The organism is Vibrio gelatinilyticus, assembly GCF_022836845.1.
GTDB lineage: Bacteria > Pseudomonadota > Gammaproteobacteria > Enterobacterales > Vibrionaceae > Vibrio > Vibrio gelatinilyticus.
Window position 1 is genome coordinate 22,919 of sequence record NZ_JAJNNZ010000013.1, and the last position, 25,171, is coordinate 48,089.

At 45.5% G+C, this 25,171-nt stretch carries 26 protein-coding genes; 12 read left to right on the top strand and 14 right to left on the bottom strand.

Features of this window, described 5'->3' with window-relative positions; translation table 11 throughout:
* Positions 1–355: 355 nt before the first annotated feature.
* Both LNL84_RS14785 and LNL84_RS14790 read left to right on the top strand, forming a co-directional pair.
* Positions 356–682 carry a DUF3316 domain-containing protein gene (locus LNL84_RS14785; protein ID WP_244358336.1) on the top strand — a complete coding sequence of 109 codons (327 nt, stop codon included), beginning with the start codon at positions 356–358 and terminating at the stop codon, positions 680–682.
* 168 nt (positions 683–850) lie between these two features.
* Positions 851–1,177, top strand: a complete 327-nt coding sequence (locus LNL84_RS14790) for a DUF3316 domain-containing protein (RefSeq protein ID WP_244358337.1) — start codon at positions 851–853, stop codon at positions 1,175–1,177.
* Positions 1,178–1,287: 110 nt separating this feature from the next.
* Here LNL84_RS14790 and LNL84_RS14795 read toward each other — a convergent pair whose 3' ends face one another.
* The 3 genes from LNL84_RS14795 to LNL84_RS14805 all read right to left on the bottom strand — a co-directional run bounded on the left by LNL84_RS14795 (position 1,288) and on the right by LNL84_RS14805 (position 3,903).
* Positions 1,288–1,776, bottom strand: coding sequence for a hypothetical protein (locus LNL84_RS14795; RefSeq protein WP_244358338.1), 489 nt, complete (start codon positions 1,774–1,776; stop codon positions 1,288–1,290).
* A gap of 123 nt (positions 1,777–1,899) precedes the next feature.
* Positions 1,900–3,627, bottom strand: a complete 1,728-nt coding sequence (locus LNL84_RS14800; RefSeq protein ID WP_244358339.1) for a sodium:solute symporter family protein — start codon at positions 3,625–3,627, stop codon at positions 1,900–1,902.
* A gap of 12 nt (positions 3,628–3,639) precedes the next feature.
* Complete coding sequence (locus LNL84_RS14805) at positions 3,640–3,903, bottom strand: DUF4212 domain-containing protein (protein ID WP_244358340.1); 264 nt, start codon at positions 3,901–3,903, stop codon at positions 3,640–3,642.
* 332 nt (positions 3,904–4,235) lie between these two features.
* On the opposite strand from LNL84_RS14805, the gene LNL84_RS14810 reads away from it, so the two are divergent.
* A complete protein-coding gene (locus LNL84_RS14810) occupies positions 4,236–5,969 on the top strand; it encodes a potassium/proton antiporter (protein WP_244358341.1) in 1,734 nt (577 codons plus the stop codon).
* Positions 5,970–6,004: 35 nt separating this feature from the next.
* On the opposite strand, the gene LNL84_RS14815 is transcribed toward LNL84_RS14810, so the two are convergent.
* The 4 genes from LNL84_RS14815 to aspA all read right to left on the bottom strand — a co-directional run bounded on the left by LNL84_RS14815 (position 6,005) and on the right by aspA (position 11,618).
* Positions 6,005–6,634 carry a response regulator transcription factor gene (locus tag LNL84_RS14815; RefSeq protein ID WP_244358342.1) on the bottom strand — a complete coding sequence of 210 codons (630 nt, stop codon included), beginning with the start codon at positions 6,632–6,634 and terminating at the stop codon, positions 6,005–6,007.
* A gap of 102 nt (positions 6,635–6,736) precedes the next feature.
* The gene (locus tag LNL84_RS14820; RefSeq protein ID WP_279611049.1) at positions 6,737–8,542 is read right to left on the bottom strand and encodes a protein-disulfide reductase DsbD; all 1,806 of its coding nucleotides are present in this window, start codon (positions 8,540–8,542) and stop codon (positions 6,737–6,739) included.
* Positions 8,543–8,710: 168 nt separating this feature from the next.
* Positions 8,711–10,021, bottom strand: a complete 1,311-nt coding sequence (locus LNL84_RS14825; RefSeq protein WP_244358344.1) for an anaerobic C4-dicarboxylate transporter — start codon at positions 10,019–10,021, stop codon at positions 8,711–8,713.
* A gap of 145 nt (positions 10,022–10,166) precedes the next feature.
* On the bottom strand, positions 10,167–11,618 hold the full coding sequence (aspA, locus tag LNL84_RS14830) for an aspartate ammonia-lyase (protein WP_244358345.1): 1,452 nt from the start codon (positions 11,616–11,618) through the stop codon (positions 10,167–10,169).
* Positions 11,619–12,019: 401 nt separating this feature from the next.
* Between aspA and LNL84_RS14835 the strand changes: the two genes are divergently transcribed.
* From LNL84_RS14835 to mutM, 3 genes are read left to right on the top strand one after another with little or no spacing between them, the layout of a single operon-like run.
* Complete coding sequence (locus LNL84_RS14835; RefSeq protein ID WP_244358346.1) at positions 12,020–12,526, top strand: FxsA family protein; 507 nt, start codon at positions 12,020–12,022, stop codon at positions 12,524–12,526.
* 15 nt (positions 12,527–12,541) lie between these two features.
* On the top strand, positions 12,542–13,027 hold the full coding sequence (locus LNL84_RS14840) for a hypothetical protein (RefSeq protein ID WP_244358347.1): 486 nt from the start codon (positions 12,542–12,544) through the stop codon (positions 13,025–13,027).
* Positions 13,028–13,040: 13 nt separating this feature from the next.
* On the top strand, positions 13,041–13,853 hold the full coding sequence (gene mutM / locus LNL84_RS14845) for a bifunctional DNA-formamidopyrimidine glycosylase/DNA-(apurinic or apyrimidinic site) lyase (protein ID WP_244358348.1): 813 nt from the start codon (positions 13,041–13,043) through the stop codon (positions 13,851–13,853).
* 53 nt (positions 13,854–13,906) lie between these two features.
* Here mutM and lpxM read toward each other — a convergent pair whose 3' ends face one another.
* The 4 genes from lpxM to coaBC all read right to left on the bottom strand — a co-directional run bounded on the left by lpxM (position 13,907) and on the right by coaBC (position 17,785).
* Entirely contained in the window at positions 13,907–14,857 is a 951-nt protein-coding gene (lpxM, locus tag LNL84_RS14850; RefSeq protein ID WP_244358349.1) for a lauroyl-Kdo(2)-lipid IV(A) myristoyltransferase, read from the bottom strand.
* Between the two features lie 18 nt (positions 14,858–14,875).
* A complete protein-coding gene (lpxL, locus tag LNL84_RS14855) occupies positions 14,876–15,817 on the bottom strand; it encodes an LpxL/LpxP family Kdo(2)-lipid IV(A) lauroyl/palmitoleoyl acyltransferase (protein WP_244358350.1) in 942 nt (313 codons plus the stop codon).
* A gap of 5 nt (positions 15,818–15,822) precedes the next feature.
* The gene (slmA, locus tag LNL84_RS14860; RefSeq protein ID WP_244358351.1) at positions 15,823–16,413 is read right to left on the bottom strand and encodes a nucleoid occlusion factor SlmA; all 591 of its coding nucleotides are present in this window, start codon (positions 16,411–16,413) and stop codon (positions 15,823–15,825) included.
* Positions 16,414–16,567: 154 nt separating this feature from the next.
* Positions 16,568–17,785: a bifunctional phosphopantothenoylcysteine decarboxylase/phosphopantothenate--cysteine ligase CoaBC gene (coaBC, locus tag LNL84_RS14865; RefSeq protein WP_244358352.1), complete on the bottom strand. Its 1,218-nt coding sequence runs from the start codon at positions 17,783–17,785 to the stop codon at positions 16,568–16,570.
* Positions 17,786–17,994: 209 nt separating this feature from the next.
* Between coaBC and radC the strand changes: the two genes are divergently transcribed.
* The 3 genes from radC to rpmG all read left to right on the top strand — a co-directional run bounded on the left by radC (position 17,995) and on the right by rpmG (position 19,385).
* Positions 17,995–18,669, top strand: a complete 675-nt coding sequence (gene radC, locus LNL84_RS14870) for a RadC family protein (protein ID WP_244358353.1) — start codon at positions 17,995–17,997, stop codon at positions 18,667–18,669.
* Positions 18,670–18,967: 298 nt separating this feature from the next.
* Positions 18,968–19,204: a 50S ribosomal protein L28 gene (gene rpmB, locus LNL84_RS14875; protein ID WP_004728407.1), complete on the top strand. Its 237-nt coding sequence runs from the start codon at positions 18,968–18,970 to the stop codon at positions 19,202–19,204.
* A 13-nt stretch (positions 19,205–19,217) separates the two neighbouring features.
* Positions 19,218–19,385 carry a 50S ribosomal protein L33 gene (gene rpmG / locus LNL84_RS14880; RefSeq protein WP_002535344.1) on the top strand — a complete coding sequence of 56 codons (168 nt, stop codon included), beginning with the start codon at positions 19,218–19,220 and terminating at the stop codon, positions 19,383–19,385.
* 80 nt (positions 19,386–19,465) lie between these two features.
* On the opposite strand, the gene trmL is transcribed toward rpmG, so the two are convergent.
* From trmL to LNL84_RS14895, 3 genes are all read right to left on the bottom strand, one after another.
* Entirely contained in the window at positions 19,466–19,942 is a 477-nt protein-coding gene (gene trmL, locus LNL84_RS14885) for a tRNA (uridine(34)/cytosine(34)/5-carboxymethylaminomethyluridine(34)-2'-O)-methyltransferase TrmL (protein WP_244358354.1), read from the bottom strand.
* A 62-nt stretch (positions 19,943–20,004) separates the two neighbouring features.
* A complete protein-coding gene (gene cpxA, locus LNL84_RS14890) occupies positions 20,005–21,402 on the bottom strand; it encodes an envelope stress sensor histidine kinase CpxA (protein WP_244358355.1) in 1,398 nt (465 codons plus the stop codon).
* Positions 21,399–22,085, bottom strand: coding sequence for a response regulator (locus LNL84_RS14895; RefSeq protein WP_244358356.1), 687 nt, complete (start codon positions 22,083–22,085; stop codon positions 21,399–21,401). Before LNL84_RS14895 ends, cpxA begins: the two co-directional genes overlap by 4 nt.
* A gap of 178 nt (positions 22,086–22,263) precedes the next feature.
* On the opposite strand from LNL84_RS14895, the gene LNL84_RS14900 reads away from it, so the two are divergent.
* The 3 genes from LNL84_RS14900 to pfkA all read left to right on the top strand — a co-directional run bounded on the left by LNL84_RS14900 (position 22,264) and on the right by pfkA (position 25,074).
* The gene (locus LNL84_RS14900) at positions 22,264–22,764 is read left to right on the top strand and encodes a CpxP family protein (protein WP_244358357.1); all 501 of its coding nucleotides are present in this window, start codon (positions 22,264–22,266) and stop codon (positions 22,762–22,764) included.
* 163 nt (positions 22,765–22,927) lie between these two features.
* Positions 22,928–23,836 carry a CDF family cation-efflux transporter FieF gene (gene fieF / locus LNL84_RS14905; protein WP_244358358.1) on the top strand — a complete coding sequence of 303 codons (909 nt, stop codon included), beginning with the start codon at positions 22,928–22,930 and terminating at the stop codon, positions 23,834–23,836.
* Between the two features lie 275 nt (positions 23,837–24,111).
* A complete protein-coding gene (gene pfkA / locus LNL84_RS14910; RefSeq protein ID WP_244358359.1) occupies positions 24,112–25,074 on the top strand; it encodes a 6-phosphofructokinase in 963 nt (320 codons plus the stop codon).
* The last annotated feature ends 97 nt before the right edge of the window (positions 25,075–25,171 follow it).

Sequence of the window (25,171 nt, forward strand, 5' to 3'; positions counted from 1 at the left end):
ATTACAATCGCTTTTGATGAGAAGGTTCTATTGGCGAATATAAATACACTGTTAAAACATAAGGTTAATTTTTAAAGCAAAGAAATGCTTTGGATGAAATAAAACAACACTCTCGCGGGTCTATAATTACTAAGCAAACAGGTTTTTCATTACATATTGCTTGGCTGTGTCAACAACAATAATTGAAGGATACTACCGCGCTTAATGATAATGAGAATCTTTGTGATAGTCATTGGCTCTTTTATTTTTAAGGTAAGTAACACTGTTCGTAGTAGGGTCAGTAGGTAGAGCGTTGCAGTCGATGCGCTCATTATGTCAGGCATGTGCTGATGCACATATTGATGAGATGAAGATTATGAAAAAATTACTAACTATGGCAGCTATTCTGTCAGTCATGCCATTTTTGGCAAACGCAGACGTCAATAATATTTATGGTAACGGTGGCGTTGAAACCGCAGCTTTTGCAACCGAGGCTGAGGCAATATCTGCAGCCAATAATGAGATGGCGAAGATTAAAGACATGACGTCTGAGGATCTCGCTTATGTATTAAGAACACCTCATAAAAATTTACGTCATGATAGCCTCGAACTTGTCGGCACTGAAGTGAAAACTCGTGAGAAAAACGGTCAGTACACAGGCTTTGTCGATGTAGAGTATCGCTTTTCTCGTATCAATAAGTAGTGATTCTAGGGTGATCTCCTAACAAGCAGGCTCATGTAGCCTGCTTTTTTTGTATTTGAACCTTTTCGACAGATGTGCGTATTAAACGGTGATGTTGGAAGGGCGTGTTGCAATTTTTTACTCGCTGAAAATAAACGTGCGAAAGCACATCGTTATGAGAATAAAATTATGAAAAACAAAATCACTGTTTCAGCTTTACTGGCTCTGTTCCCCCTGACTGTGAATGCTTATGTCGATAACATTTATGGCAACGGCGGCGTCGAAACCCAAGCTTTTTCCACCGAAGCAGAAGCGATTTCTGCGGCTAATATAGAAATGGAGAACTTAAAAGAAATGAGTCCCGAAGAGCTTGCTTTTACGTTGAGAACGCCTCACAAAAACTTGAAATACAACAGCGTTGAGATTGTTGATACCGAAGTGAAAACCCGAGAAAAAGATGGTCAATTCAAAGGCTTTGTTGATGTCGAGTACCGCTTTGCACGTATCAACAAGTAGCACGGGGTTCGCTTCCCAGGAAACAGAAGTCAGAGTAAATGTTTAGAGCAGGCTTAAATCAAGCCTGCTCTATTTGTTTGGCTATATTGATGTCAGTGGAATGCGAGAGTCTATTGCTCTTTGTTTAGCAGCGTTTCGTAAGTCACGAAGATAGTTTGAGTATCACCGTAGTAATAGGTGTCATTGGCCTGGGCTGCAACTCTTAGCCAATTCTCGTCTGAGGTTGGGGCTGGTAATGTCAGGGTCCACTTGCGATCACTATCATCTAGACGTTGCATGTCTAGTGGTGTACCACTGTCTTGCAAATCTTCGACTAAAGAAAGCTTGATGCCTTGCAAAGGCAGCTTCGAGCTTAAGGTCAGGAGCAAATGCTCTTTAGTGACGCTTTCTGAACGAAATTGAATTTTGAATTCACCGTTTTCCATATCACACAAGCCACTAGTGTAACGGCAGTTGGACTTACTTAGGAGCTTATACGCTTCTCCTTTTTTGGCCGCATGAGGCTTTTCACTAAGGGCTAAGTCGGTGCCAAGGTACGCAAGAATCGAGAGAACGGGTGCGACGAGTAAAGCAACGATGAAGTGCTTATTTTTAAACATTTTGGCTTCCTTGCAGCTAAAGACGTTGTATAGATTAGTTAACTAATTGTAATAAGAGATAAAGTACATCATTGGGCAGAATAAAAAAGCCCCCGAAGGGGCTTTTGTGGTTCAGGTTAAAAATTAATGGTCAACGGCATCACCAGCGCCAACGGGTACACGAACGTGTTCAACAAGGTCTTTGACTTCTTGAGGTGTTTCTGCAGTTACGCGTGACACACCGAAAGCTACGACAAAGTTAAAGACTGCACCAATTGCACCGAATGCGTTTGGTTCAATACCTAGGAACCAATTACTGCCCCAGCTCTGTAAGAATTTCCAGTCAGCGACAAAGAGAATGCCTTTGTGCTGGAATACGTAGAACAACGTGATAGTGATACCTGCAACCATACCTGCGATAGCACCTTCTTTATTGATAGTCTTGCTGAAGATGCCCATCATCAACGCAGGGAAGATGGAAGAGGCGGCGAGACCAAAGGCAAGGGCAACGGTACCCGCGGCAAAGCCTGGTGGGTTGAGTCCCAAATACCCCGCAACACCGATCGCAACAGCCATGGATATCCGACTGGCGAGTAACTCCTTCTTCTCGGAAATATTTGGATTTATTACCCCTTTTATCAAGTCATGAGATATCGAGGATGAGATGGCTAATAGTAAACCTGCAGCGGTAGATAACGCCGCAGCTAGACCACCGGCAGCAACAAGTGCGATAACCCAGTTTGGTAATTTGGCAATCTCAGGGTTAGCCAGTACCATGATGTCACGGTCAACTTTTAGCTCGTTGGTTTCTTTGTTCGACGTGTACTGGATTTGACCGTCGCCATTGATGTCATCAAAGCCAAGCAGTCCTGTTTTTTCCCAGTTCTTAAACCAATCTGGTCGTTCGTCATAGGCTAGGTACTGACCTGGGCTTGGGTTCACCGTATCCATAAGGTTTAGGCGAGCCATCGCTGATACAGCAGGTGCTGTTGTATAAAGAATAGCAATGAACACTAGCGCCCAACCTGCAGATGTACGAGCATCGCGTACTTTTGGTACCGTAAAGAAACGGATGATTACATGCGGTAAACCTGCCGTACCAATCATTAATGACATGGTGTACACAAACATGTTTAAGGTGTCACCCCGAACTTGGGTGGTGTATTCGGTAAACCCGAGTTCGGTCACGACCTGATCGAGCCGGTCAAGCAGATAGACATCGGTTCCGACCATGGTACTCCCAAGACCGATTTGCGGTAGTGGGTGACCTGTTAATTGCAGAGAGATAAAGATTGCTGGAATAGTGTAAGCTAAAATGAGGACGCAATATTGAGCAATCTGCGTGTAGGTGATGCCTTTCATTCCGCCCATTACAGCGTAAATGAATACGATACACATACCAATAACAAGACCGGTTGAGTAGTCAACTTCCAGGAAGCGACCAAATGCTACGCCAACCCCTTTCATCTGGCCGATAACGTAAGTCACGGAAGCAATAATTAAACAAGCAACGGCTACAACACGCGCTGTCTTAGAATAAAAACGCTCACCTACAAACTCAGGTACCGTAAACTTACCAAACTTACGTAGGTAAGGTGCTAGAAGTAGGGCTAGTAGTACATAGCCACCCGTCCAACCCATTAGGAATACTGAACCGCCGTAACCCATAAAGGCGATCAGGCCTGCCATCGAAATAAACGAAGCGGCTGACATCCAGTCTGCTGCGGTTGCCATTCCATTTGCGATAGGGTGTACACCACCACCAGCAACATAGAACTCTTTGGTTGAACCAGCACGTGCCCAGATGGCGATACCGATATAAAGGAGGAATGTGGCACCTACAACAAGATAGGTGATAGTTTTCAAGTCCATCTGACGTGTTCCTTATTCGTCTACATTAAATTCGCGGTCGATCTGTCTCATTTTCCACGCGTAATAAAAAATGATGGCTAAAAATGCATAAATAGCCCCCTGTTGAGCAAACCAGAACCCGAGCTTATAACCGCCTATTTGAATTTGGTTCAGAACATCAACAAATAATATTCCGCAGCCGAACGATACTAAAAACCAGACTGCCAGAAGGCTGAGCATCAGTTTTACGTTCTTGTCCCAGTAGGCCTTGGCGCGATCTTCGCTTTCAAATGCCATTGCCGTCTCCTTATAATGAGTGTTGTTAACGAGTTGTTTCATTTATTACACTAGCAAGGAGTGGGTCAATGTTCATTGCAACTTTAGTCGAGCAAAATAAAACCTAAAACTGTTGAAAAATAAGGAAAGAGTAGGATTATGCATTTGAAGTGTGATGTTAATTCAATGTTAAATTAGCCAAAAGTCTAACGTCATTGCCACAATGGGCTGCCGCCTTCTCTTGCGAAGCCTGCTTTATTTGCACAGTTGTCACAAATTACCCACATTCATTCATGTGCTTTATGTTTTAATGGGGGTGACCTTTGCTGAATAGATAGGGGAGATCTAACTAGGTGGATGCAAACACGATTAATAGTCTATTTTTGACCGGTGCATTATTGGTTATCGTCAGTGTTCTTTTTAGTCAGGTATCAGCAAGACTCGGTGTCCCGATCTTAGTCATGTTTTTACTCGTTGGTATGCTGGCTGGAGAAGATGGACCTGGTGGTATCGATTTTGATAATTACTCCATTACTTACCTTGTCAGTAATTTGGCTTTAGCGATCATTTTGCTTGATGGTGGGATGCGTACTAGTGTAGCCAGTTTTCGTGTTGCATTTTGGCCCTCAATTACCCTTGCGACAATAGGCGTGGCGTGTACCACGACAATTACTGGGCTAATGGCCATGTGGTTGTTTGACTTAGAACTGCTGCAAGGGATCCTAGTTGGTGCCATTGTCGGCTCGACCGACGCAGCCGCTGTGTTTTCGTTGCTAAAAGGGCGACAGCTCAATGAGCGCGTAGGGGCGACCTTAGAAATAGAGTCTGGGACCAATGACCCTATGGCGGTCTTTTTAACCGTCACCCTGATCGCTGTACTCGGGAGCTCCACTGCTGAGTTGAGCGGTGTATTTTTACTAAAGAGCTTTCTGATGCAATTTGGCATCGGCACTATAGTAGGCCTTGCTGGTGGCTGGGGTCTATGGAAGGTTGTTAATCGTACCCAGCTGCATGAAGGACTCTATTCTATATTGGTGATAGGTGGTGGTATTGCCTTGCTAGCACTGGCTAATCATATTGGCGGCAGCGGTATCCTATCTATTTATTTGGTGGGGCTAATATTAGGTAATAAACCAACACGTTCACGTCATTCTATTCTTAGCGTGCTCGACGGCATGACCTGGCTAAGTCAAATTGTGATGTTTATTGTACTTGGACTGTTAGTCACACCTTCAAGTTTGATCGATATTATGTTTCCGGGCTTTGCCTTAGCGTTTGGTATGATCTTCTTCGCTAGGCCTATTGCCGTATGGCTTGGGCTATCATTGTTTAAGAGCTTTGGAGCTCGGGATAAGTGGTTCATCTCTTGGATAGGGCTCAGGGGTGCGGTGCCGATTATCCTCGCGGTATATCCAATGATGGCAGGACTGCCAAATTCACAACTTTACTTTAATATCGCCTTTTTTGTCGTGCTGGTCTCATTGATCGTCCAAGGGGGAACCCTGATGAAGGCCGCTGCAATGGCCAAAGTGGAGCTACCACCGAAACCTGAACCGGTTTCGCGCTCAGCTGTTGAGATTTTTCCGACCAGTGAGTGGGAGTTGTTTATTTACAAACTTAAGCCCGAAAAGTGGTGCGTTGGCGAGCCGCTGAAAAAGTTGAAAATGCCCGAAGGCACACGCATCGCTGCCCTGTTTCGACAAGATAAATTACTTCATCCATCCGGAAGCATGCAGTTGTGTGCCAATGATATCTTGTGCGTTCTGGGGCAAGCTCGCGATCTTGATGCGTTGAGCTTATTGTTTAGTGAAGCGCCTGAAGATGAATCTCTCGCTCGCTTCTTTGGTGATTTCTTTTTAGATATTGACGCTAAGCTTAGTGATATTTCGCTTTTTTATGGAATAGAATTTCACAGTATCCATGAAAATATGACTCTTGCTGATTTGGTTGAGCAGCAGTTGGGGGAGAAAGCGGTATTGGGTGATAGTTTTGAATGGCACGACCTACAATGGGTGGTAGCTGAAGTTGCAGAAAATAGAGTGACTAAGTTAGGACTGTGTTTACCGGAAAGTGAAGATAAAGATTAAGAGCGCGATGCTGGGCGCTCTAGTCTCACTCGTGATTATTCGTTGGCGTCATTGAGAAGTATTACCGCCTGGGTTCGGTTTTTAACCCCTAGCTTGCGAAAAATCGCCGTCATGTGGGCCTTAATCGTGGCTTCCGATACGTTGAGGTCATAGGCGATTTGCTTGTTGAGTAGACCGTCCGAAAGCATCCCTAGTACTTTATATTGTTGGGGCGTTAATGCCGCAATTCGCTCTGCTAGGTCGTGACTCTCGCTACTTTGAGAGAGAAGTTCCACAGGGAAATAGGGTTCGCCTTCTAATACCTGGCTGAGCGCTCCAATTAGGGCTCTCATGTCACTCGATTTTGGGATAAAGCCAAATGCCCCATGGGTCTTCACCTGAGATACAATGCTAGGCTCTTCACTAGCCGAAATAACGACGATCGGGATCTCGGGGTGGTCAGCTCGAAGATGGATAAGACCAGACATGCCATTGGCTCCGGGCATCTTGAGGTCCAACAAGATGAGATCGGGTTCTTCACTCTTTTCGAGCAAGTTAAGCAACGATTCCAAAGAGTCGGCTTCTAAGAGGTTTGCACCACTAAATGCCATGTGCACAGATTGAAACAAGGCATTGCGGAACAATGGGTGATCATCTGCGATAACGATGGTGTAGGTCGGTTCCATAACGGCTCTGCTTTTTACAGTATTGTTAACTAATATTATTGGTTCTATTGAGCCTTTCAACAACCCACTAGGCTTAAAAGTCTGAGGCGAATCGCCTTTTCTCTATTGCATCAAATTGTTTGATTGTAAATGACGTACAAAATCTTCAGCGGGTACGAAGCCTGTCAGGCGAGCTTGAGGTTGAGGTTCACCCTGACTATCCCAAAACTCGATAGTTGGAAGGCCAAGGACTCTCATGCTCTGCAACAGTTGAATGTCTTGAGGTTGGTTCTTCGTCACATCGGCTTGCAGTAATACAAATTTCTTTAGGATAGGTTCGACACTCTTATCGTGGAAAGTGTATTTCTCGAATTCTTTGCAGGCCACACACCAATCAGCATAGAAATCTAACATCACTGGTTTTCCGGCTTGTTTGGCCAGTACTAACTGTTGGTTAAGCTCCTCAATATTGTTGATGGCGATAAACTCAATGCGTGATTCCTTTATGACATTGTTTGCGCTGTCAGAAAACCAGTAATTGAGCGCCGGTTGCGCTGATGCCAATAATCCCAGTATCGCCACGATACCCACAAAACTTTGCTTCCAGCCACCAAACGGTAAGGTATTCTTTTGATGGTACAACCATCCAAAGGCCGTTAACCCCAACAGTGACCATAGTATTGTCGCCCAAAATTCAGGAATAATTCGTTCAAGCAAAAACAGTGGCGCAGCCAACAGCACGAATCCAAAAAGAACTTTCACGCGATTCATCCAGCCACCTGCTTTTGGCAGTAAGTGATTACCGAATACGGCGGCAGCAATGAGTGGGATCCCCATGCCGATAGCCAGTGAGTAGAGAGCCAGTCCACCGGTTAGCAAGTTGCCACTTTGCGCGACATACAAAAGCGCGCCAGAAAGCGGTGCCGTAGTGCACGGAGAGCATACTAGGCCAGAAATGGCTCCCATCAAAAACACCCCAAGCAAACTGCCCCCTTTTTGCTTATTGCTAAGGTTGTTGAGCCAAGTCTGTAATGAACTTGGTAGCTGAAGGGTAAACGCACCAAACATGGAAAGAGCGAGAGCGACAAACAATATGCTCAAAGACAACAATACATAAGGGTGTTGCATTGCCGCTTGAAATTGCATACCAGCAGAAGCGACGATCAGGCCTAACAAGGTGTAGGTTAATGCCATTCCTTGAACGTAAATGAATGATAAACCGAGAGCTTGTCTTTGAGTCCGCTTTCCGCCGCCGAGCACGATACTGGTCAAAATGGGGTACATCGGCAGCACGCAAGGGGTAAACGCAAGGCCAATACCGAGTATAAGAAACAGTAATGGTGTCCACCATGTTTCGTCGAGCTGATTGGCAAGGTCATTGCCACTGCTGTTCGATGTTGGCGCACTGATTGCTGGCTGTACGGTGCTTTCTGGAGAAGTGACTGTATTGCTAGGAGAGGAAGGATGAGTGAATGAAAACGGTGCGATATCAATAATGCGTGTTTCTGGTGGGTAGCAAAATCCAGCTTTAGCACAACCTTGATATTGAACGATAAGTCTCGCACCCGATTGATAGTCACTCAAAGGAACTTCAACAAAAAGAGGTTGGGTGTAAATGTTGACGTCGCCAAAAAACTCATCTTGATAAGGTGTACCGTCTTCCATCTGTATTTCGCCAAGTGACACATTCTCAGCGGATATCGAGATGCGTTCCTGATAGAGGTAGTATTGCTCTTTGACTTGCCAATCGATAAAGACTTTGTTGCCTTGCTGATAGTAATTGAGTGGGAAAGCTTCATCGACAGGTACAAATGTGTTGGCGCTGCTTGGCGTAAAGGCGCTGTTGGACTCAGCTTGGCCAAAGAGGGCGAAGCTAGACCAGGACATGAATGTTAACGAGAGAAGAACTAATTTTACTACGGTGCGCATCATTTTATTATCAGCTTTTGATCGAAAGAACCGGAACGTCCTAGTGAAACATCTAAGACTCATCTTAACCTAAGACAGGATGATGGGAAGTTTTGTTTCAATACAAACCAAAAAAAGAGCTGCTAAATCAGCAGCTCTTTGAGTTCAACACGGAAAGTCGCACGATGCTTATCCGATCAGTAGGCCACCGAAAGCAAAGCCCAATGCCACAGACGTCGAAATCGTCACCACGCCTGGAATAAAGAATGGGTGATTGAAAACGTAGCGGCCAATACGCGTTGAGCCCGTATCGTCCATCTCTACAGCAGCAAGTAGCGTTGGGTAGGTTGGTAGTACAAACAATGCACTGACTGCAGCAAACGATGCGACAGCGGTAAGAGGAGCGACGCCAATCGCCAGAGCAGCAGGCATGAGAGCAACCGTGGTAGCGCCTTGAGAATACAACAACATGGAAGCAAAGAAGAGTACCAGAGCGAGCATCCAAGGATAGTCAGACAATAAAGCGCCAGCGACATCTTTAATCTCATCAACATGAGAGTTGACGAAAGTAGAACCTAACCAAGCGACACCCAGTACGCAAACGCAAGCTGTCATACCAGATCGGAAAGTCGCGGCTGAAGGGATCTGTGATGCATCGATTTGCGTGACCATAGTGATTGCGGCGGCAGCGGCCAACATCACTGTCATGATCGCCTCATTACGACCCAGTGCTGGATTTTCGATTAAACCGATGGAACCTGAAATAGCCGCAGCGTAACAAACCACGAATGCGATCGCGCCTAGGAAAATATAGGTGGCCGTTTTCGCCGTCGGCAAGATCTCACGTTTTTGCTCGGTATTAAGTTTGATCAGCCCTTGCTCGAGGCGTTCTTGGTAGATTGGATCATCTGCCAATTCACGCCCCATAAAGTTGGCAACGAATGCTCCGACCATACAAGCAATAAAGGTAGTCGGGATGCACACGGCAAGTAGCGTTAAGTAATCAACACCCATAGGGGCTAGCATTGCTGCAAAGGCAACGACCGCCGCCGAAATAGGGGAGGCCGTAATCGCTATTTGAGACGCAACAACAGCGATTGAAAGCGGGCGAGATGGTCTAACGCCCTGGCCTTTAGCAACCTCTGCAATCACAGGCAGTGTCGAAAACGCCGTGTGGCCGGTTCCCGCCATCAGCGTCATAAAGAAGGTGACAATAGGGGCATAGAAAGTAATGCGCTCAGGGTGCTTACGCAAAAAGCTTTCTGCCACTTGCACCAACCAATCCATACCACCAGCGACCTGCATAGCAGCGATCGCGGTAATGACAGACATAATGATGAGAATCACATCAACAGGAATAAAGGCTTGGCTAGTTGGTACGCCCAAGCCCAGAGATAGAACAATGACCCCAGCACCACCGGCAAAGCCAATGCCAATTCCGCCAATACGTGCCCCAATAAAAATAAAGAGCAAAACGACAGCGAGCTCTATAGCTATCATAGTATTTCCTCGTAGAGTGTTTCGATTTTGTAAGCGTTGTAAGCTTACTCGTTAAAATAAGTCATGATTAAAATATTATTTTGCAAAACTGTTAACTCGTCATATAAATCACTAAAAAGGCTCCCTAGACGGGAGCCTTTTTAGTTTATTCGTAGCGCTTGGCTTTATACTGAGGTTTCATGAGATTGTCCACCGAGAATATGTCATCTAACTCACCTTCAGACAAAAGCCCTCTCTCAAGTACCACCTCTCGAACACTTTTCCCCGTTTCCGCGCATATCTTACCGACGACATCACCTTCATGATGGCCAATGTAGGGGTTGAGGTAAGTGACAATACCGATGGAGTTGAAGACATGGCCTTCACAAATTTCTTTATTAACAGTGATGCCATCAATACACTTATCGCGAAGGTTAATACAGGCGTTATTGAGAATCTCCATCGACTCAAACATGCTTTGAGCAATAACGGGTTCCATGACATTTAATTGCAGTTGCCCACCTTCTGCAGCGAAAGAGACAGTATTGTCATTCCCCAGTACTTTAAAACAAACCTGATTGACCACTTCAGGAACAACAGGGTTTACTTTTGCTGGCATGATAGACGAACCTGCTTGTAGCTCTGGTAAGTTAAGTTCATTTAGGCCTGCGCGAGGACCTGACGAAAGTAGCCGTAAGTCATTACAAATCTTGGACAGTTTAACCGCCAGGCGCTTGAGTGCGCCGTGCGTCATGACGTAAGCACCGCAGTCTGACGTTGCTTCAATCAAATCTTCAGCAGGTACGCAAGGTAAGCCTGTCACCTTTGCCAGATGCTTCACCGCCAGATCTTGGTAACCCTCAGCCGCATTCAAGCCTGTGCCAATTGCAGTTGCACCAAGGTTAACCTCTAACAAAAGTTTGGATGTGTAATCGAGGTTACGGATCTCTTCATTAAGAGTGACGGCCCAAGCGCGAAACTCCTGGCCCACCGTCATAGGAACAGCGTCTTGAAGCTGTGTTCTACCCATTTTAAGAACCGTCGAAAATTCTTGGCTTTTGGCCTCAAATGCCCCTTTTAGGTATTCGATTGATTCAACTAACTGACACACGCTGTTGTAAACCGCAATGCGAAAGCCTGTAGGGTAGGCGCAGTTGGTGGACTGACTTTTATTGACGTGATCGTTTGGGTTGATAAATTGGTATTGGCCTTTTTCCTTGCCCATTAGCTCAAGAGCGACATTGGCAATCACTTCATTGGTGTTCATGTTGACTGATGTGCCAGCACCGCCTTGAAAAACATCCGATGGGAATTGGTCCATGCATTTGCCCGTTTCTAAGATCACGTCACAAGCTTCAATTATGTACTTGGCGATATCTTTTGGTAGCACTCCCAACTCTCGGTTGGCTAAGGTGGCTGCTTTTTTTGTCATCACCATCCCTCGAATGAATTCAGGGACATCGGAAATAGTGCTGCTTGAAATATTGAAATTCTCGATAGCGCGTAAAGTATGAATGCCATAATACGCGTCTGCTGGAACATGACGTTGGCCTAATAGATCTTCTTCAATGCGTGTGGCTTGATTGGCTGCAATAGGTGCACAAGGGGGAGTAGCCATAGGTTGGATCCTTAGATAATTATTCTATTAAAAAACGATAATTCGGGGCCATATCTGCTTTAAGAATCCATTCGTCAGAATTATTGGCTAAATAGTGTGTCCTGACTTACAGGGTCTATATTACTGAAAGTAGCACATAAAAATAGTAGCCAGATCACTATTTTTAGCAAATCTTTACAAATTGCAATGGAGAATATCGGGAGAGTGATAGCGAGATAAAATGTGCTGCTATCTATTGTTTAGTAAATCAATATTGAGAGGTCAATTATCAATATGAGACAATCGTTTGAGCTTTTAACACTATTGAGCGTACACTGACAAAATCAGCTACTTATGGCCTTACCAAGAATGAATGTCGTTTGAGCCATCTGGAATTCGTGGCTTTCGATCAAGGAGGAACTGTGTTCCCTATATTATTGCTTCTATTTATTTTCGTACCAATTGTCGAAATTGGCCTTTTTATTCAAGTGGGTGGGTTTTTAGGATTGTGGCCTACTATCGCGTTGGTACTAGTTACCGCGTTTGTCGGAGCCTCTTTAGTGCGTAGTCAGGGGTTGCGTACGTTAATGACGGTACAACAACGTTTACAGCAAGGTGAAATGCCAGCACAGCAAATCTTAGAGGGTGTCATGCTGGCAGTGTCAGGCGTGCTCTTGTTGACTCCTGGATTTATGACGGATGCGCTCGGTATGCTGGTACTATTACCTGCTCCCCGTGCTGCTATTGCTCGTTACTTAATGAGTAAGGTTGTGGTCAGTAATATGTCTGGCAATTTCCAGAATCATCACTTCCACGGTCAAGATCCATTTCAACAAGACCCTTTTCAATCACATCAAGATAAAGGGGATACCTTTGAAGGTGAGTATGAGCGCAAAGATGGCAAAGACGATCACAACAAGCTTAACTAACTCGAGTTATTGATTATGCTGTCTCGCTTACGACTGTCTCGACGACGTTGGAATACGGTGCTTATTTTTGCGGTGATGGGCTTTATCCTAGTGATGTCAGCCCCATCGCTGATTAAGCAATATTTGCTTCCGGAAGAACAAGCGGCTAGCTCTTTTATTCTCGATCCTAAGCTACGAGTCACTCAGTTGCATTTACCAAAGGTTTCACTGACGCTGTCATCAACACAGTGGCGCAGTAATAAGGCTCTTGAGCTGGTAGGAGAAGAATTGGTTGCGCGCTGGGTGTCCCTAAAAGGAACATCAGTGTCGAATGAGCTTTTTAGTCGTTTAAAGCCAACCTTACCAGCACCGGTCACTATTGAGGTCTGGTATCAAGCGACGGAAGAGCCACAACGTATTACAGCGTATCAAACGAACGACTTCTGGTTGTTTTCCAGCTATGAAAAACAATGGGTAGCGGTGTCATTTGAGAGCAATTACCTGTTTCCCAATCCAAATTAGTAGTGAAGATATTATGCCTGAATTGCCTGAAGTAGAAGTCAGCCGCATGGGGATCTCACCTCACCTCATGCATCAAAAAATTGACAGAATTACCGTTCGCCAACGACAGTTGCGTTGGTTGATCCCCGATGAATTGCATCAATTAGAAGGGCAGGTGATTACTTCGGTGCGGCGCAGAGCGAAATATTTACTCATTGATACCGACGCAGGTACCGCCATTATTCATTTAGGCATGTCAGGCTCACTGCGTGTATTGGAAAATGCACCTGCAGCCGAAAAGCACGATCACGTTGACCTCATATTATCCAATGGCAAAGTGCTGCGATACAACGACCCGCGACGCTTCGGAGCCTGGTTGTGGTGTCCACCAGGGGAATCTCATCAAGTGATTGACAATTGTGGTCCCGAACCACTCAGTGATGATTTTGATGCCGATTGGATGGCGCAGCGTGCTCGTAATAAAAGTGTGGCGGTCAAAACCTTTATCATGAATAACGCCCATGTGGTCGGAGTGGGTAATATATACGCCAGTGAATCGCTTTTCTCGGCGCAAATTCATCCGAAAAAACCGGCGGGGCAATTGTCAGCAAAGCAGTGGCGTCGTTTGGTATCTGAAATCAAGCTGGTGCTGACTCGTGCGATTGAGCAAGGGGGCACGACGCTAAAGGATTTTTCGCAAGCCGACGGCAAGCCGGGGTACTTTGCTCAGGAACTGTTGGTTTATGGTCGGGCCGGAGAGCCGTGCAAGGTCTGTGGACAGGTTATCTCTGAGATGAAGATTGGCCAGCGCAATACCTTCTTTTGTGAAAAGTGTCAGGCCATATAGTGGTTTGGTTATAGCCATTAAAAAAAACGAGCACCTTGGCGCTCGTTTTTTTGTTATTGATAGATGCGCGAACCGTCTCGCTGTGTTTCGAGTAGATAGAGGTTCCACATGTATTGCTCTGGTTTGTCGTGCAGCAATTGTTCGATGGCGTGATTCATCGCTCGGGCATCTTGTTCCTCATCACCTGACGGAAACTGCTCCAATGCAGGCAAAATATGCACTTCGTAGCGGCAGGTTTTGTCATTGTAGGCCGGAAGTACGGGAACTACTTTGGATTTTGACAATCGCGCCATTTTTCCAAATCCTTTCAGGGTGGCTTTCTCTGTCGCAAAGAAAGGAACGAAGACGGAGTTTTGTGGCCCATGGTCTTCATCGGGTAACCAATAACCGATATAACCATCTTTGATCGCGCGAACAAACGGCTTGATCCCGGCACTACGTGCGAAAATACGGCCACCATATTGCATACGTTGTACATGCATCAGCCAGTCACCAATGGGGTTATTCTGAGGCTTCATAATGGTCGATACTTTATAACCTTGAGCTGCTAGCATCACCGCAGGATAATCTACAGCCCATGCGTGGGGCGCAAGAATGATCACATTTTCGCCAGCGTCGAGCAGTGGCAATAGATTGTTTTCCCCAATCATTACACCGCGTTTTTGGTTGTGTTTAGTCGAGCGAATTAAAAACTCAGAATAGCCGAGCATATACTGGGCAGCTTTGGCAAAGGTCTCTTCAACGATATGTTGGATTTCTTGCGGTGATTTCTCAGGAAAACACTTTTCTAGATTAACCCTTGCTCGACGAACAACACGACCATTTTTTTTGACAATAAACGTCGAGACATAACGTGCAAAGCTGTCGCGCCATTTTGGAGGCATGAATGCCAGTAATGCTGCAAATAAAATGCCTAGCCAAGTCCCCCAATGCTTCGGATGCAAAAAGGCCCATTGAAATTTTGGGTCATAAAGGTGCTTGTCGGTGTTGTTTTGGTTACTCATGGTGACCTACTAATAAGATTACTGGTAGCGGGAGTCAGTTAGTGCTTTGTCGGGAAGAGACTTGAAGCGCTTGTGTAACCACATCCACTGTTCGGGTGCGCGCAGTATAATCTGTTCTACGTATTTATTCATATACGCGGCTGCAGCTACCTCGTCTTTTTGAGGGTACTTGTCTTCGATGGACTGATCAGCAATGATTTCATACTTCCCTTCGGCGGTGCGGAACCCCGACCCCGGTACTATCGCGCATTTGCTGGTATACGCCAGAATACTGGTTCCTGTGGTAGTACAGGCTTGTTGCTCGGCGAAGAAAGGCACAAAAACTGACTTGTTGTGGCCATAGTCTTGATCCGGCAGGTAAAATAAGCGATGCCCTTTACGCATAACCCGGATCATCTGCTTGAGATCAGTACGGTAGATCAGCTGGTTACCATTGCGAGTACGGCCTCGGAATTGAATGAATTCATAAGCAGGGTTACTGTGTGGTCGATAAGCGCCATAGCCAGGTAATCCAAGGACCGCGAAAGCGCGTGCCGTGATCTCCAAATTGAGTGCGTGTACACAGCACAGCAATACCCCTTTGTTATCCGCTTGGTGCTGTTCGAGCGCAGACAAGTTTTTAGCCACGAGAATCTTTTTAAAGCGCCAGGTAGGCCAAAACCAGGTAATGCCAGTTTCAATCAGTGCCATGCCTGAGTTTTTAAAATTTTCTTCAACAAAAGCGTTATTGTCATCAGCGGATTTTTCTGGGAAACATAGCTCAAGGTTACGACGAGCGATATGGGCGCGTTTCTCACCAAATTTCATACCAAACTTACCGATGGAACGGCCAATTTTTAGAAGCGCTGGATAAGGCAGTAAATTGACAAGCAGAGCCAATAAACCAAAGCCAAGCCATACACCCCAGTATTTAGGATGAAGCAGGGAAACTGAAAACTGGGGTTTTAATTCTTTACTCATAATCTTTATTGAATTTGTGCACTCAGCAGTGCCCAATACTCTTCGAAGTTTGATGTGGGTTGATATTTAAAGTCAGAGCGGACGAATCGGTTTAAGCTGCCCTCCACTTGACCAAGTAACTGAGCCGCCAAGATCTTTTCATCCACAGGGAAAGATTTACCTTCGCGCAATTTACGCTCACGCAAGATTTGACGCAACGATGTCTCAATTCTTTCGTAGAGCTGATTGATTCGTTCTCGTAATCGTTCATTCTCAAACATGAGAGCGTGACCTGACAGTATACGACTGAGACCCGGATTTCGCTCGGAAAATGCCAAAATCAGATGAAGAACCATTTGAATACGCATTAGAGTGTCTTTTTCTTCATCGAGAATACGATTGATTCGAGACATGAGAGACTCTTCAATAAACTCGATAAGGCCTTCAAACATGCGTGCTTTGCTAGGGAAGTGGCGATAGAGCGCCGCTTCGGAAACTCCGACCTGTTTGGCCAGCTTCGCAGTAGTAATGCGAGATGTGCCTTCATTGGACTCAAGCATGTGTGCCAATGCTTGAAGTATTTCTTCTTTTCGGTTCGACTTTCTCGTGCCGGACATAAACGAGGTTCCTTGTGATTACAACCTACTCAAACGGGGGGAGTCAGCCTAGCGAGGCAGATGGACCCAACTGTGGGTCTCAGTGTACCTAACTCCCATGTTAGAGCGTAGCCAAACGGTATAAATGATTGACCTTGATTACAAATATTACCTATTACTTTACGGCATTTTTCTCTAATTGCTGCTGAATTTCAGACAAAATCTCATGGGCGAGCGCCGATTTACTTGCGGTGCCCAAAGGCAGACTTCCGTCAGGCCAATAAAGGGTAATCGCATTGTCATTGCTGTTAAAGCCAATAGTGGTATCGGAAACATCGTTGGCGCAAATCATATCAAGGTTCTTGTTAGCCAGTTTTCCTTTGGCATAGCTTTCGACATCTTGGGTCTCAGCAGCAAAGCCGACAGTAAAAGGCCGTCCTTCATCGAGTTTAGCGACAGTGGCAATGATGTCTGGGTTCTTCACCATGGTGATATTCATCACCTCGTGGCCAGCCATTTTTTTGATCTTCTGTTCGGCAATATTGGCGGGTTTGTAATCGGCCACGGCAGCACAACCAATAAAAATATCATGTTGTGTGACGTTAGCCATAACGACATCGAGCATCTCCTCAGCACTTTTTACTGAGAGAGTTTCCACGCCTTGTGGTGGTGTCAATGCCACAGGACCGGAGACGAGCGTAACACGAGCGCCCATTTTCTGGGCGACATTGGCTAATGCATACCCCATCTTACCAGAGCTGTGATTACTGATGTAACGCACCGGATCGATGGCTTCCTGGGTAGGGCCTGCGGTAATTAATATCGATTTACCCTGTAGCGCTTTTGGTTGAAAGTATTGCTCGCAACGAGCAACGAGATCCATGGGTTCGAGCATGCGACCTAAGCCAACATCGCCACAAGCTTGCTCACCTGAGGCTGGGCCCCAAATTAACATCCCTCTGCGGCGCAAAGTAGAGAGGTTCTCCTGGGTAGCAATATTGCGGTACATCTGTTGGTTCATTGCTGGTGCAATCGCAATAGGAGCCTCCGTAGCTAATAGCAGAGTGGTGAGCAGATCATTGCCCATACCAGCACTGGTTCTTGCAATAAGATCGGCGGTTGCTGGAGCAAGCAATACAAGGTCAGCCCACTTCGCGAGCTCAATATGCCCCATAGAGGCCTCTGCAGCAGGATCCAATAAACTGTCGGACACAGGTCGACCAGAGACGGCTTGCATTGTAAGTGGGGTGATAAACTCTTTCGCTGCTTTGGTCATTACGACTTGAACTTGAGCACCGCGCTCAGAAAGTCGGCGAGTGAGCTCTGCGCATTTATATGCGGCAATGCCACCACTGATCCCGAGCAAAATCTTTTTACCAGACAAGGTTTGCATGACAGATTCCTTCAATTTAGCTGCCGCTAAGATATCAAATGCGACCGCAACGCGCTAGGACAGGGCGAAAAGGTCCCGTTATTTAGCTAGTAATAAGCAGCGTTCTTACACAATCTTTTGCTTTGAGTCGTATTGTCGTCAACGCTGCTTGTGTCAATTGCGCTTTATTATCAGAAATAGATCTCCTATCAGCAACAGAGTGAATTCTTGTGTCTTTAAAGCAATTACCTACTGAATCTATGCCAAGAGAGAAACTGCTGCATCGCGGAGCTGAGTCGCTGAGTGATGCTGAATTATTGGCCATATTTCTACGCACCGGAACGCCAGGCATGAACGTAATCGCGTTGGCTGATATGTTAATTAAAGATTTTGGGTCGCTCAGAGCATTGTTCATGGCGTCGCAAGCGCAGTTTTGCCAGCATAAAGGGCTAGGCGTCGCAAAGTATGTTCAGTTACAAGCCGTACTAGAGATGTCGAGTCGATATTTGTCGGAAAGATTGCAACGAGGAGATTCGCTTACCAGCCCTATGTTGACCAAGCATTACCTGATGACCATGCTGAGGGACCGCCACCGTGAAGCTTTTTATGTACTATTTCTAGATAGCCAGCATCGGGTTATTCAAGATGAAGTCTTATTTGAAGGTACAATAGACGCTGCTAGCGTTTACCCAAGAGAGGTGGTTAAGCGAGCCCTGCATTACAATGCCGCGGCACTGATACTGGCACACAACCACCCGTCTGGTATCGCTGAACCTAGTCAGGCTGATCGCAGAATTACCCGACGCTTGCAAGAGGCGCTAAATCTAGTGGATATGAATGTGCTCGATCATTTTGTTGTGGGTGATGGTGAGGTTGTCTCGTTTGCGGAGCGGGGCTGGATTTAACCGTCTAGATAGATGAAAAGAACTTTTATAGTAATTACTCAAAGAGAAGACTTTTGTTTTGCGTTTTTTCTGCTATTATTCGCGCACTAAATTTGCAACTAATATCAGCTCAGTGCAAAAAAAGATCACCAAATCCTAAAAAAGGATCTGTTCGGGTCTTGAGCAATGCACATCAAGTTAGTATAATGCGCGACCTTTGATAGCCTTGTATGGGTTTTCCATAACGGTTCTTTACCTCTAAACTTGAGGTTCGGCCGCCAAGGTTGATATCGAGCTGAAACGATTTGGAGAGACATTCATGTCCCGAGTATGCCAAGTAACTGGTAAGCGTCCTGTAACGGGTAACAACCGTTCACACGCACGAAATGCTACTAAGCGTCGTTTTCTGCCGAACCTACAAACTCATCGTTTCTGGGTAGAAAGCGAAAAACGCTTTGTTAAACTACGTCTAACCGCTAAGGGTATGCGAATCATTGATAAGAAAGGCATCGATGCTGTTCTTGTTGATATCCGTGCTCGTGGCGAGAACGTATAAGAGGAATTAAGCAATGGCTAAAGGCATTCGTGAGAAAATTCGTCTAGTATCTTCTGCAGGTACTGGTCACTTCTACACTACTGACAAAAACAAGCGTAACATGCCAGGTAAATTTGAGATCAAGAAATTTGATCCAGTTGTTCGCCAGCACGTTATGTACAAAGAAGCTAAAATCAAGTAATTGATTGGTTTCTCTTTGTTATGTATTGAAAACCCAGCTTTTTAGCTGGGTTTTTTATTGCCTGAAATTCTGACTTTTTTTTAAACCGCCCCTGAAAAGTCAAACTGGCGCCACGCTTCATAGGCGATAATGGCTACCGCATTAGAAAGATTCAAGCTTCTTGCATCGGCCATCATTGGAATGCGGATCCGTTGTTCCATCGGCATGCTTTCGATCAGCTCAGCTGGCAGCCCACGAGTTTCTGGACCAAACAGCAATATATCCCCCTCTTGAAAACGCGCATCAGTATGATGTCCCGTGGTCTTTGTCGTGCAGGCAAAGATCCTCGCTTGCGGTTTGTGTTTAGCCATATAATCTAGGAAGGCCTGGTAATTGGCATGGCGCTTCACGCGTGCTAGATCGTGATAATCTAAACCCGCTCGGCGAACTTTCTTTTCTTCTAGATCAAAACCTAGAGGCTCAATTAGATGCAGGTTAGCCCCACAGTTGGCACATAGGCGAATAATATTACCAGTGTTGGGCGCGATTTCTGGCTCGTAGAGGGCGATATCAAACATAGGATAACTCTGACTTTGAAAATATGTCAGAGTATACCTGATGTTGATGTTAGGCGGATAACTTAGTCATTGGTTAATGGCAGAGAAATACTCATTTTCAATCCGCCTAAAGAGCTGCATGACGCAACGATTGTTCCACTATGTTGCAAAATAGCGCTTTGTGTTATGGCCAATCCTAGCCCGGTGCCACCAGAGTCACGATCTCTAGCGGTCGAAACACGATAAAATGGTCGAAAAATATCGTTGAGTTCAGTATCGGGGACACCGGGGCCATCGTCTTCGACGATAATATGGATGTGGCTTTGACTGCTACGCATGCTGACCTTAATTTGTTGACGACCATAATGGACGGCATTGCGCACAATATTCTCTACCGCACTCATCAATAATTGTGGGCTACCTGACACAAGCACCTCAGGGATTTTGGGGTAGTGAAGTACTTTTCCCAATTGCTCGGCTTCGAATTGAGCATCACTGAACACTTCTTCCCAAAGACTGGTCGCTGGTTGAGTTTCGCGATTGGCATGGCTGTTGGTACTCATTCGTGACAGTTCAAGTAATTCATTGATCATTTGTTCTAAACGTTGAGCTTCTGTATCTATTCGCTCAAGTTCACTACTGGCGCCTTGCTTGCGCGTTGCGAGCGCTGTGGCCATTCTTAATCTGGTCAGTGGCGAGCGTAACTCATGTGAAATATCCGATAGTAGTCGCTGCTGTCCGGAAACCATCTGGTTAACGGCTTTGACCATCTGATTGAAGCTAGCGCCGGCTTGACGAAATTCGGATGTGCCCTTCTCTAGGCTAGGATCTGGTGTAAATGCCCCTTTTGCGACACGTTTAGCGGCACGCTCTAATCGACGGGCTGGCTGGCTCAGCGCCCAGGCTAACCAGAGCAAAAATGGTGTGCTGACTATCATGACCACGAGCAGCAGCTGTAATGGTTTGTCGAACATTCTCAGTAAGAAAGGCGGCGGTTGGTTCCATCTGATAGCGACGTATAAATGCAAATTACGATTAGCGAGTTCAATAGGGACGGGACCAATTAGCATATATCGGCCGTAAAGGCGCTGCATTGGTTTGCTTGGTGACTCTACCGTGGTAATGAAATTTTTAAGCACCTTGGTTTTAAAGTCATGATGATTTTGCGTTTGTAATATGTTGCCTTCAACGTCGGTTAGGAACAGTCGCGGCAATTCTGAGTCTTTTGGTGAACTGGCGCGGCGTCGGTTGTTATTTTTAACGCCTTGTAACACTTGCTGTATGTCGTTACTGGCACCATAACGCTGCTCAAGATTGTCGCGCAGTTGATATATGCGATCGAGTTGCTCTCGTTGGGTCTCTCGCGCTACGCGAGGATCAAGGTGAGGAAGGGCGAGTACGGCGATCAGCACCACCAACATGGTGAACCAGAAGATAGCAAAAATGCGACCATACAAACTAGTAATGTTCGGGAACTTCATGATGCGTCCTTAACAAGCAAGTAGCCTCGTCCGCGTAACGTTTTGATTCTTGGTTTGTCATCACTGCGGGTTGGGAGCTTTTTACGCAAGTTAGATACGTGCATGTCAATGGCACGGTCAAATGCAGACAGCCTCTTGCCAAGAACATCAAGGCTGAGAGTTTCCTTGGTCAATGTTTCGCCAGGGTTCTCAATGAAATGCTGTAACAACGCTAACTCTGTAGTGGTGAGCTCGAGAAGTTGCCCCTGACAAAAGGCCTCCTGTCGGCCGGGATAAACCTGAATATCATCGTATTCAATGACGTCACTAGACGGTGTCGCTACAGTTTGAGTTCGACGCAGAATCGCTTTGATTCGAGCCAGTAATTCTCTATCACTGAATGGTTTAGGCAGGTAATCATCGGCGCCAAGCTCTAGACCAATCACTCGGTCTATCTCTTCTCCCTTAGCTGTCAACATAAGCACGGGAGTTTGCCAGTGTTCCCGCAGTTTCTTAAGAGTATCCATCCCGTTAAGTCTTGGCATCATGACATCGAGAAGTACAAGGTCAGTGTCGTCATTAAGAGCCTCTAAACCAGCAATACCATCATTGGCTTCAGAGACCGAAAAACCTTCATAACTGAGAATATCTTTAAGCAGTCCCGTTAGTTCGGTATCGTCATCGATAATCAAAATGTTTGCCATCTTCCAATGTCCTTTAACAAAATTTTAGTGCTGGTGGTAATAGTAAAGCGGACCGCTAGGAAAAAGGTGATCTTTACGATTCTTTACGCTCTCTGTACGTTGGTTTACCTTGTAATCGTTATTCTATTTTCAAGCGCTGTGCAGACAGCAATGACAAATGAATATAAGGGTCCAGATTATGAAATTAGCGAAAAAAGTGGTTATTGCAGCATTGGTTCTTCCGTTAACTGTCGCCACAGCGTCGGCATACGCTTTCGGCGGTGGTAAAGGTCATCACAAAGGTGACTTTGATCGTTGTGGTGGCCTAGACAAAAAAGTGTTTCGTCAGCTCGATTTAACCAGTGAACAACAAGTTCAACTTAAGCAGATGCGCGAATCAAGTCGTGAAGAAATGAAAGCACAATTCCAGAGCAACTTCGAGTCTAAGCGTGCTGAAATGCAAGCGAGCCACCAAAAAATGCAGGCGTTGGTACTAGCTGACACCTTTGATGCGCAAGCGGCTAATGAGCTGGCACAAGAGATGGTGGCACAACAAGCGGAAAGACGAGTCGGTATGCTTGAACAACGACACAAAATGTTGTCTATTTTAACCCCAGAGCAGAAAGTTAAATTGCAAGAACTGCAAGCTGAGCGAATGGATAATTGCCTGACTAAAATGCAGTCTCGCATGTCAAAATAATCGGTGTTTCTTATTCCTTATTTGAAGCGGCCTTGGCCGCTTTTTCTATTTTTCTCGACGGTTATGAGTATACTTGTCGTCAATTAGAAAAATTGTGCTGCTTAAACTATTAATAGGTTAGGTGAGCATTCATGAAATAAGACAAGGCAAAATGTCACGGAATATGAAGGACAACTACGCTAAATGGGTAACGGCTGCTGCTTGGACAGCGACGACCGTTGCAACGATACTACTTATCGCCAAGATGATTGTTTGGTGGGTCACAGGTTCGGTTAGCTTGCTGGCCTCAGTGTTTGACTCACTGCTTGATATCGCCGCCTCAGCCGTTAACTTGGTGGTTGTTCGTTACGCACTGCAGCCAGCAGACAAAGAGCACACCTTTGGCCATGGCAAGGCTGAGTCTTTGGCCGCTTTGGCTCAATCTATGTTCATCTCAGGTTCTGCTTGTTTCTTGATCCTAAATGGTATTGATCGCTTTTTCCGTCCTCACGAATTGAATTCTCCAGAGCTGGGGATCTATGTTAGTGGATTTGCATTGGTGGTGACCTCGGCGTTAGTCGCCTTTCAAAAGCATGTTGTTAGAAAAACCGGTAGCCAAGCCATTGCAGCAGACTCATTGCATTACCAAACAGATTTGTACATGAACGCGGCTATCATGGTTGCGCTAGGCTTAAGTTGGTATGGCATTGAACAAGCGGATTCCGTATTTGCAGTAGCTATCGGGATCTTTATTTTAGTGAGTGCATTCAAAATGGCTTATGACGCGGTGCAATCACTTCTTGATAGACAGTTACCCGAAGAGGAGCTCAGCAGGATCCGTATTCTTTGTTTAGAGGTCGAAGGTGTTCTTGGAGTGCATCAACTTCGAACTCGAATGTCTGGGCCAGTGCGTTTTATCCAACTTCATCTAGAGCTAGATGACAATATGTTATTGATTGATGCTCATCGCATTGCCGATGAAGCCGAAGATCGATTAATTGAAGCCTTTCCAAGAGCAGATGTATTGATTCATCAAGACCCTTACTCGGTTGTGTTAGTCGCTGAAAAGGAACAAAAACAGCAAGGTTGGTAGCTTGTGTTTACAATTTTGTTGAATAAAAGTAACAAAGCATCACCGTTATGGATTGTCTATTACGTTACTGCGTGATAAAAAAGTGCAATTCTGATGTGAATCAACGTAATAAAAGAGATAAACTGTAATACTCTTACATAAGTAAAAATAAATTACGTGATGGCGTGTGATGCTGCAGCCGTAAAGTCAGTACACAGGCTCACAAAAAATTTCGTATGATGCAAAATGCGCCATACTATGATTTATATATTTAGATTGCCAAATCGAGGGTAAACATGATTAAAAAAATCGGTGTTTTGACAAGCGGCGGTGACGCACCCGGTATGAATGCCGCAGTTCGTGGTGTTGTTCGTACTGCGTTGTCTGAAGGCTTAGAAGTTTACGGTGTATATGACGGCTACTTAGGCCTTTATGAAGATCGTATCGAAAAGCTCGAACGCTCCAGTGTTTCTGATGTGATTAACCGCGGTGGTACATTCCTTGGGTCCGCTCGTTTCCCTGAGTTTAAACAAGTGGAAGTTCGCGAAAAGGCGATTGAAAACCTACAAAAACATGGCATCGAAGCGCTTGTTGTTATTGGTGGTGATGGTTCGTACATGGGTGCGAAGAAATTGACTGAAATGGGTTACCCATGTATTGGTCTTCCAGGCACAATCGATAACGATATTGCGGGTACAGATTACACTATTGGTTATCTAACAGCCTTGAACACCGTCATTGATGCAATTGACCGTTTACGCGATACCTCATCGTCTCACCAGCGTATCTCGATTGTTGAGATCATGGGGCGTCACTGTGGTGACCTAACATTGATGTCTGCGATTGCGGGTGGTTGTGAATACATTATTACGCCTGAAACTGGCCTGAAAAAAGACGAGCTTATCGCAAGTATTCAAGCGGGTATCGATAAAGGTAAGAAGCACGCAATTATTGCCTTGACCGAGCTGATGATGGATGCTAATGAACTGGCAAAAGAAATCGAAGAAGCCACGGGCCGTGAAACACGTGCAACCGTTTTAGGCCATATTCAGCGTGGTGGTCGACCTACGGCGTTTGACCGAGTGCTAGCGTCACGTATGGGTAACTATGCCGTCCACCTACTAATTCAAGGTCAAGGTGGCCGCTGTGTTGGTATTCAAAAAGAAGAACTAGTGCACCACGATATTATCGATGCTATTGAAAACATGAAGCGTCCTGTTCGTGATGACCTGTTCAAAGTTGCAGAAGAGTTGTTCTAAAGAAAACGAACTTTCGAATACAGAGCTTGAATAAAGAAACCGCTGCCATTGCAGCGGTTTTTATTTGCCTTGATATTAGCGGTTCAAGCATAAAAAA

Coding starts and splice junctions, on each gene's coding strand:
- LNL84_RS14785 (WP_244358336.1), top strand. CDS start 356: ATGAAAAAATTACTAACTATGGCAGCTATTCTGTCAGTCATGCCATTT.
- LNL84_RS14790 (WP_244358337.1), top strand. CDS start 851: ATGAAAAACAAAATCACTGTTTCAGCTTTACTGGCTCTGTTCCCCCTG.
- LNL84_RS14795 (WP_244358338.1), bottom strand. CDS start 1,776: ATGTTTAAAAATAAGCACTTCATCGTTGCTTTACTCGTCGCACCCGTT.
- LNL84_RS14800 (WP_244358339.1), bottom strand. CDS start 3,627: ATGGACTTGAAAACTATCACCTATCTTGTTGTAGGTGCCACATTCCTC.
- LNL84_RS14805 (WP_244358340.1), bottom strand. CDS start 3,903: ATGGCATTTGAAAGCGAAGATCGCGCCAAGGCCTACTGGGACAAGAAC.
- LNL84_RS14815 (WP_244358342.1), bottom strand. CDS start 6,634: ATGGAACCGACCTACACCATCGTTATCGCAGATGATCACCCATTGTTC.
- LNL84_RS14820 (WP_279611049.1), bottom strand. CDS start 8,542: ATGCGCACCGTAGTAAAATTAGTTCTTCTCTCGTTAACATTCATGTCC.
- LNL84_RS14825 (WP_244358344.1), bottom strand. CDS start 10,021: ATGATAGCTATAGAGCTCGCTGTCGTTTTGCTCTTTATTTTTATTGGG.
- aspA (WP_244358345.1), bottom strand. CDS start 11,618: ATGGCTACTCCCCCTTGTGCACCTATTGCAGCCAATCAAGCCACACGC.
- LNL84_RS14840 (WP_244358347.1), top strand. CDS start 12,542: ATGCTGTCTCGCTTACGACTGTCTCGACGACGTTGGAATACGGTGCTT.
- mutM (WP_244358348.1), top strand. CDS start 13,041: ATGCCTGAATTGCCTGAAGTAGAAGTCAGCCGCATGGGGATCTCACCT.
- lpxM (WP_244358349.1), bottom strand. CDS start 14,857: ATGAGTAACCAAAACAACACCGACAAGCACCTTTATGACCCAAAATTT.
- lpxL (WP_244358350.1), bottom strand. CDS start 15,817: ATGAGTAAAGAATTAAAACCCCAGTTTTCAGTTTCCCTGCTTCATCCT.
- slmA (WP_244358351.1), bottom strand. CDS start 16,413: ATGTCCGGCACGAGAAAGTCGAACCGAAAAGAAGAAATACTTCAAGCA.
- coaBC (WP_244358352.1), bottom strand. CDS start 17,785: ATGCAAACCTTGTCTGGTAAAAAGATTTTGCTCGGGATCAGTGGTGGC.
- rpmB (WP_004728407.1), top strand. CDS start 18,968: ATGTCCCGAGTATGCCAAGTAACTGGTAAGCGTCCTGTAACGGGTAAC.
- rpmG (WP_002535344.1), top strand. CDS start 19,218: ATGGCTAAAGGCATTCGTGAGAAAATTCGTCTAGTATCTTCTGCAGGT.
- trmL (WP_244358354.1), bottom strand. CDS start 19,942: ATGTTTGATATCGCCCTCTACGAGCCAGAAATCGCGCCCAACACTGGT.
- cpxA (WP_244358355.1), bottom strand. CDS start 21,402: ATGAAGTTCCCGAACATTACTAGTTTGTATGGTCGCATTTTTGCTATC.
- LNL84_RS14895 (WP_244358356.1), bottom strand. CDS start 22,085: ATGGCAAACATTTTGATTATCGATGACGATACCGAACTAACGGGACTG.
- LNL84_RS14900 (WP_244358357.1), top strand. CDS start 22,264: ATGAAATTAGCGAAAAAAGTGGTTATTGCAGCATTGGTTCTTCCGTTA.
- fieF (WP_244358358.1), top strand. CDS start 22,928: ATGAAGGACAACTACGCTAAATGGGTAACGGCTGCTGCTTGGACAGCG.
- pfkA (WP_244358359.1), top strand. CDS start 24,112: ATGATTAAAAAAATCGGTGTTTTGACAAGCGGCGGTGACGCACCCGGT.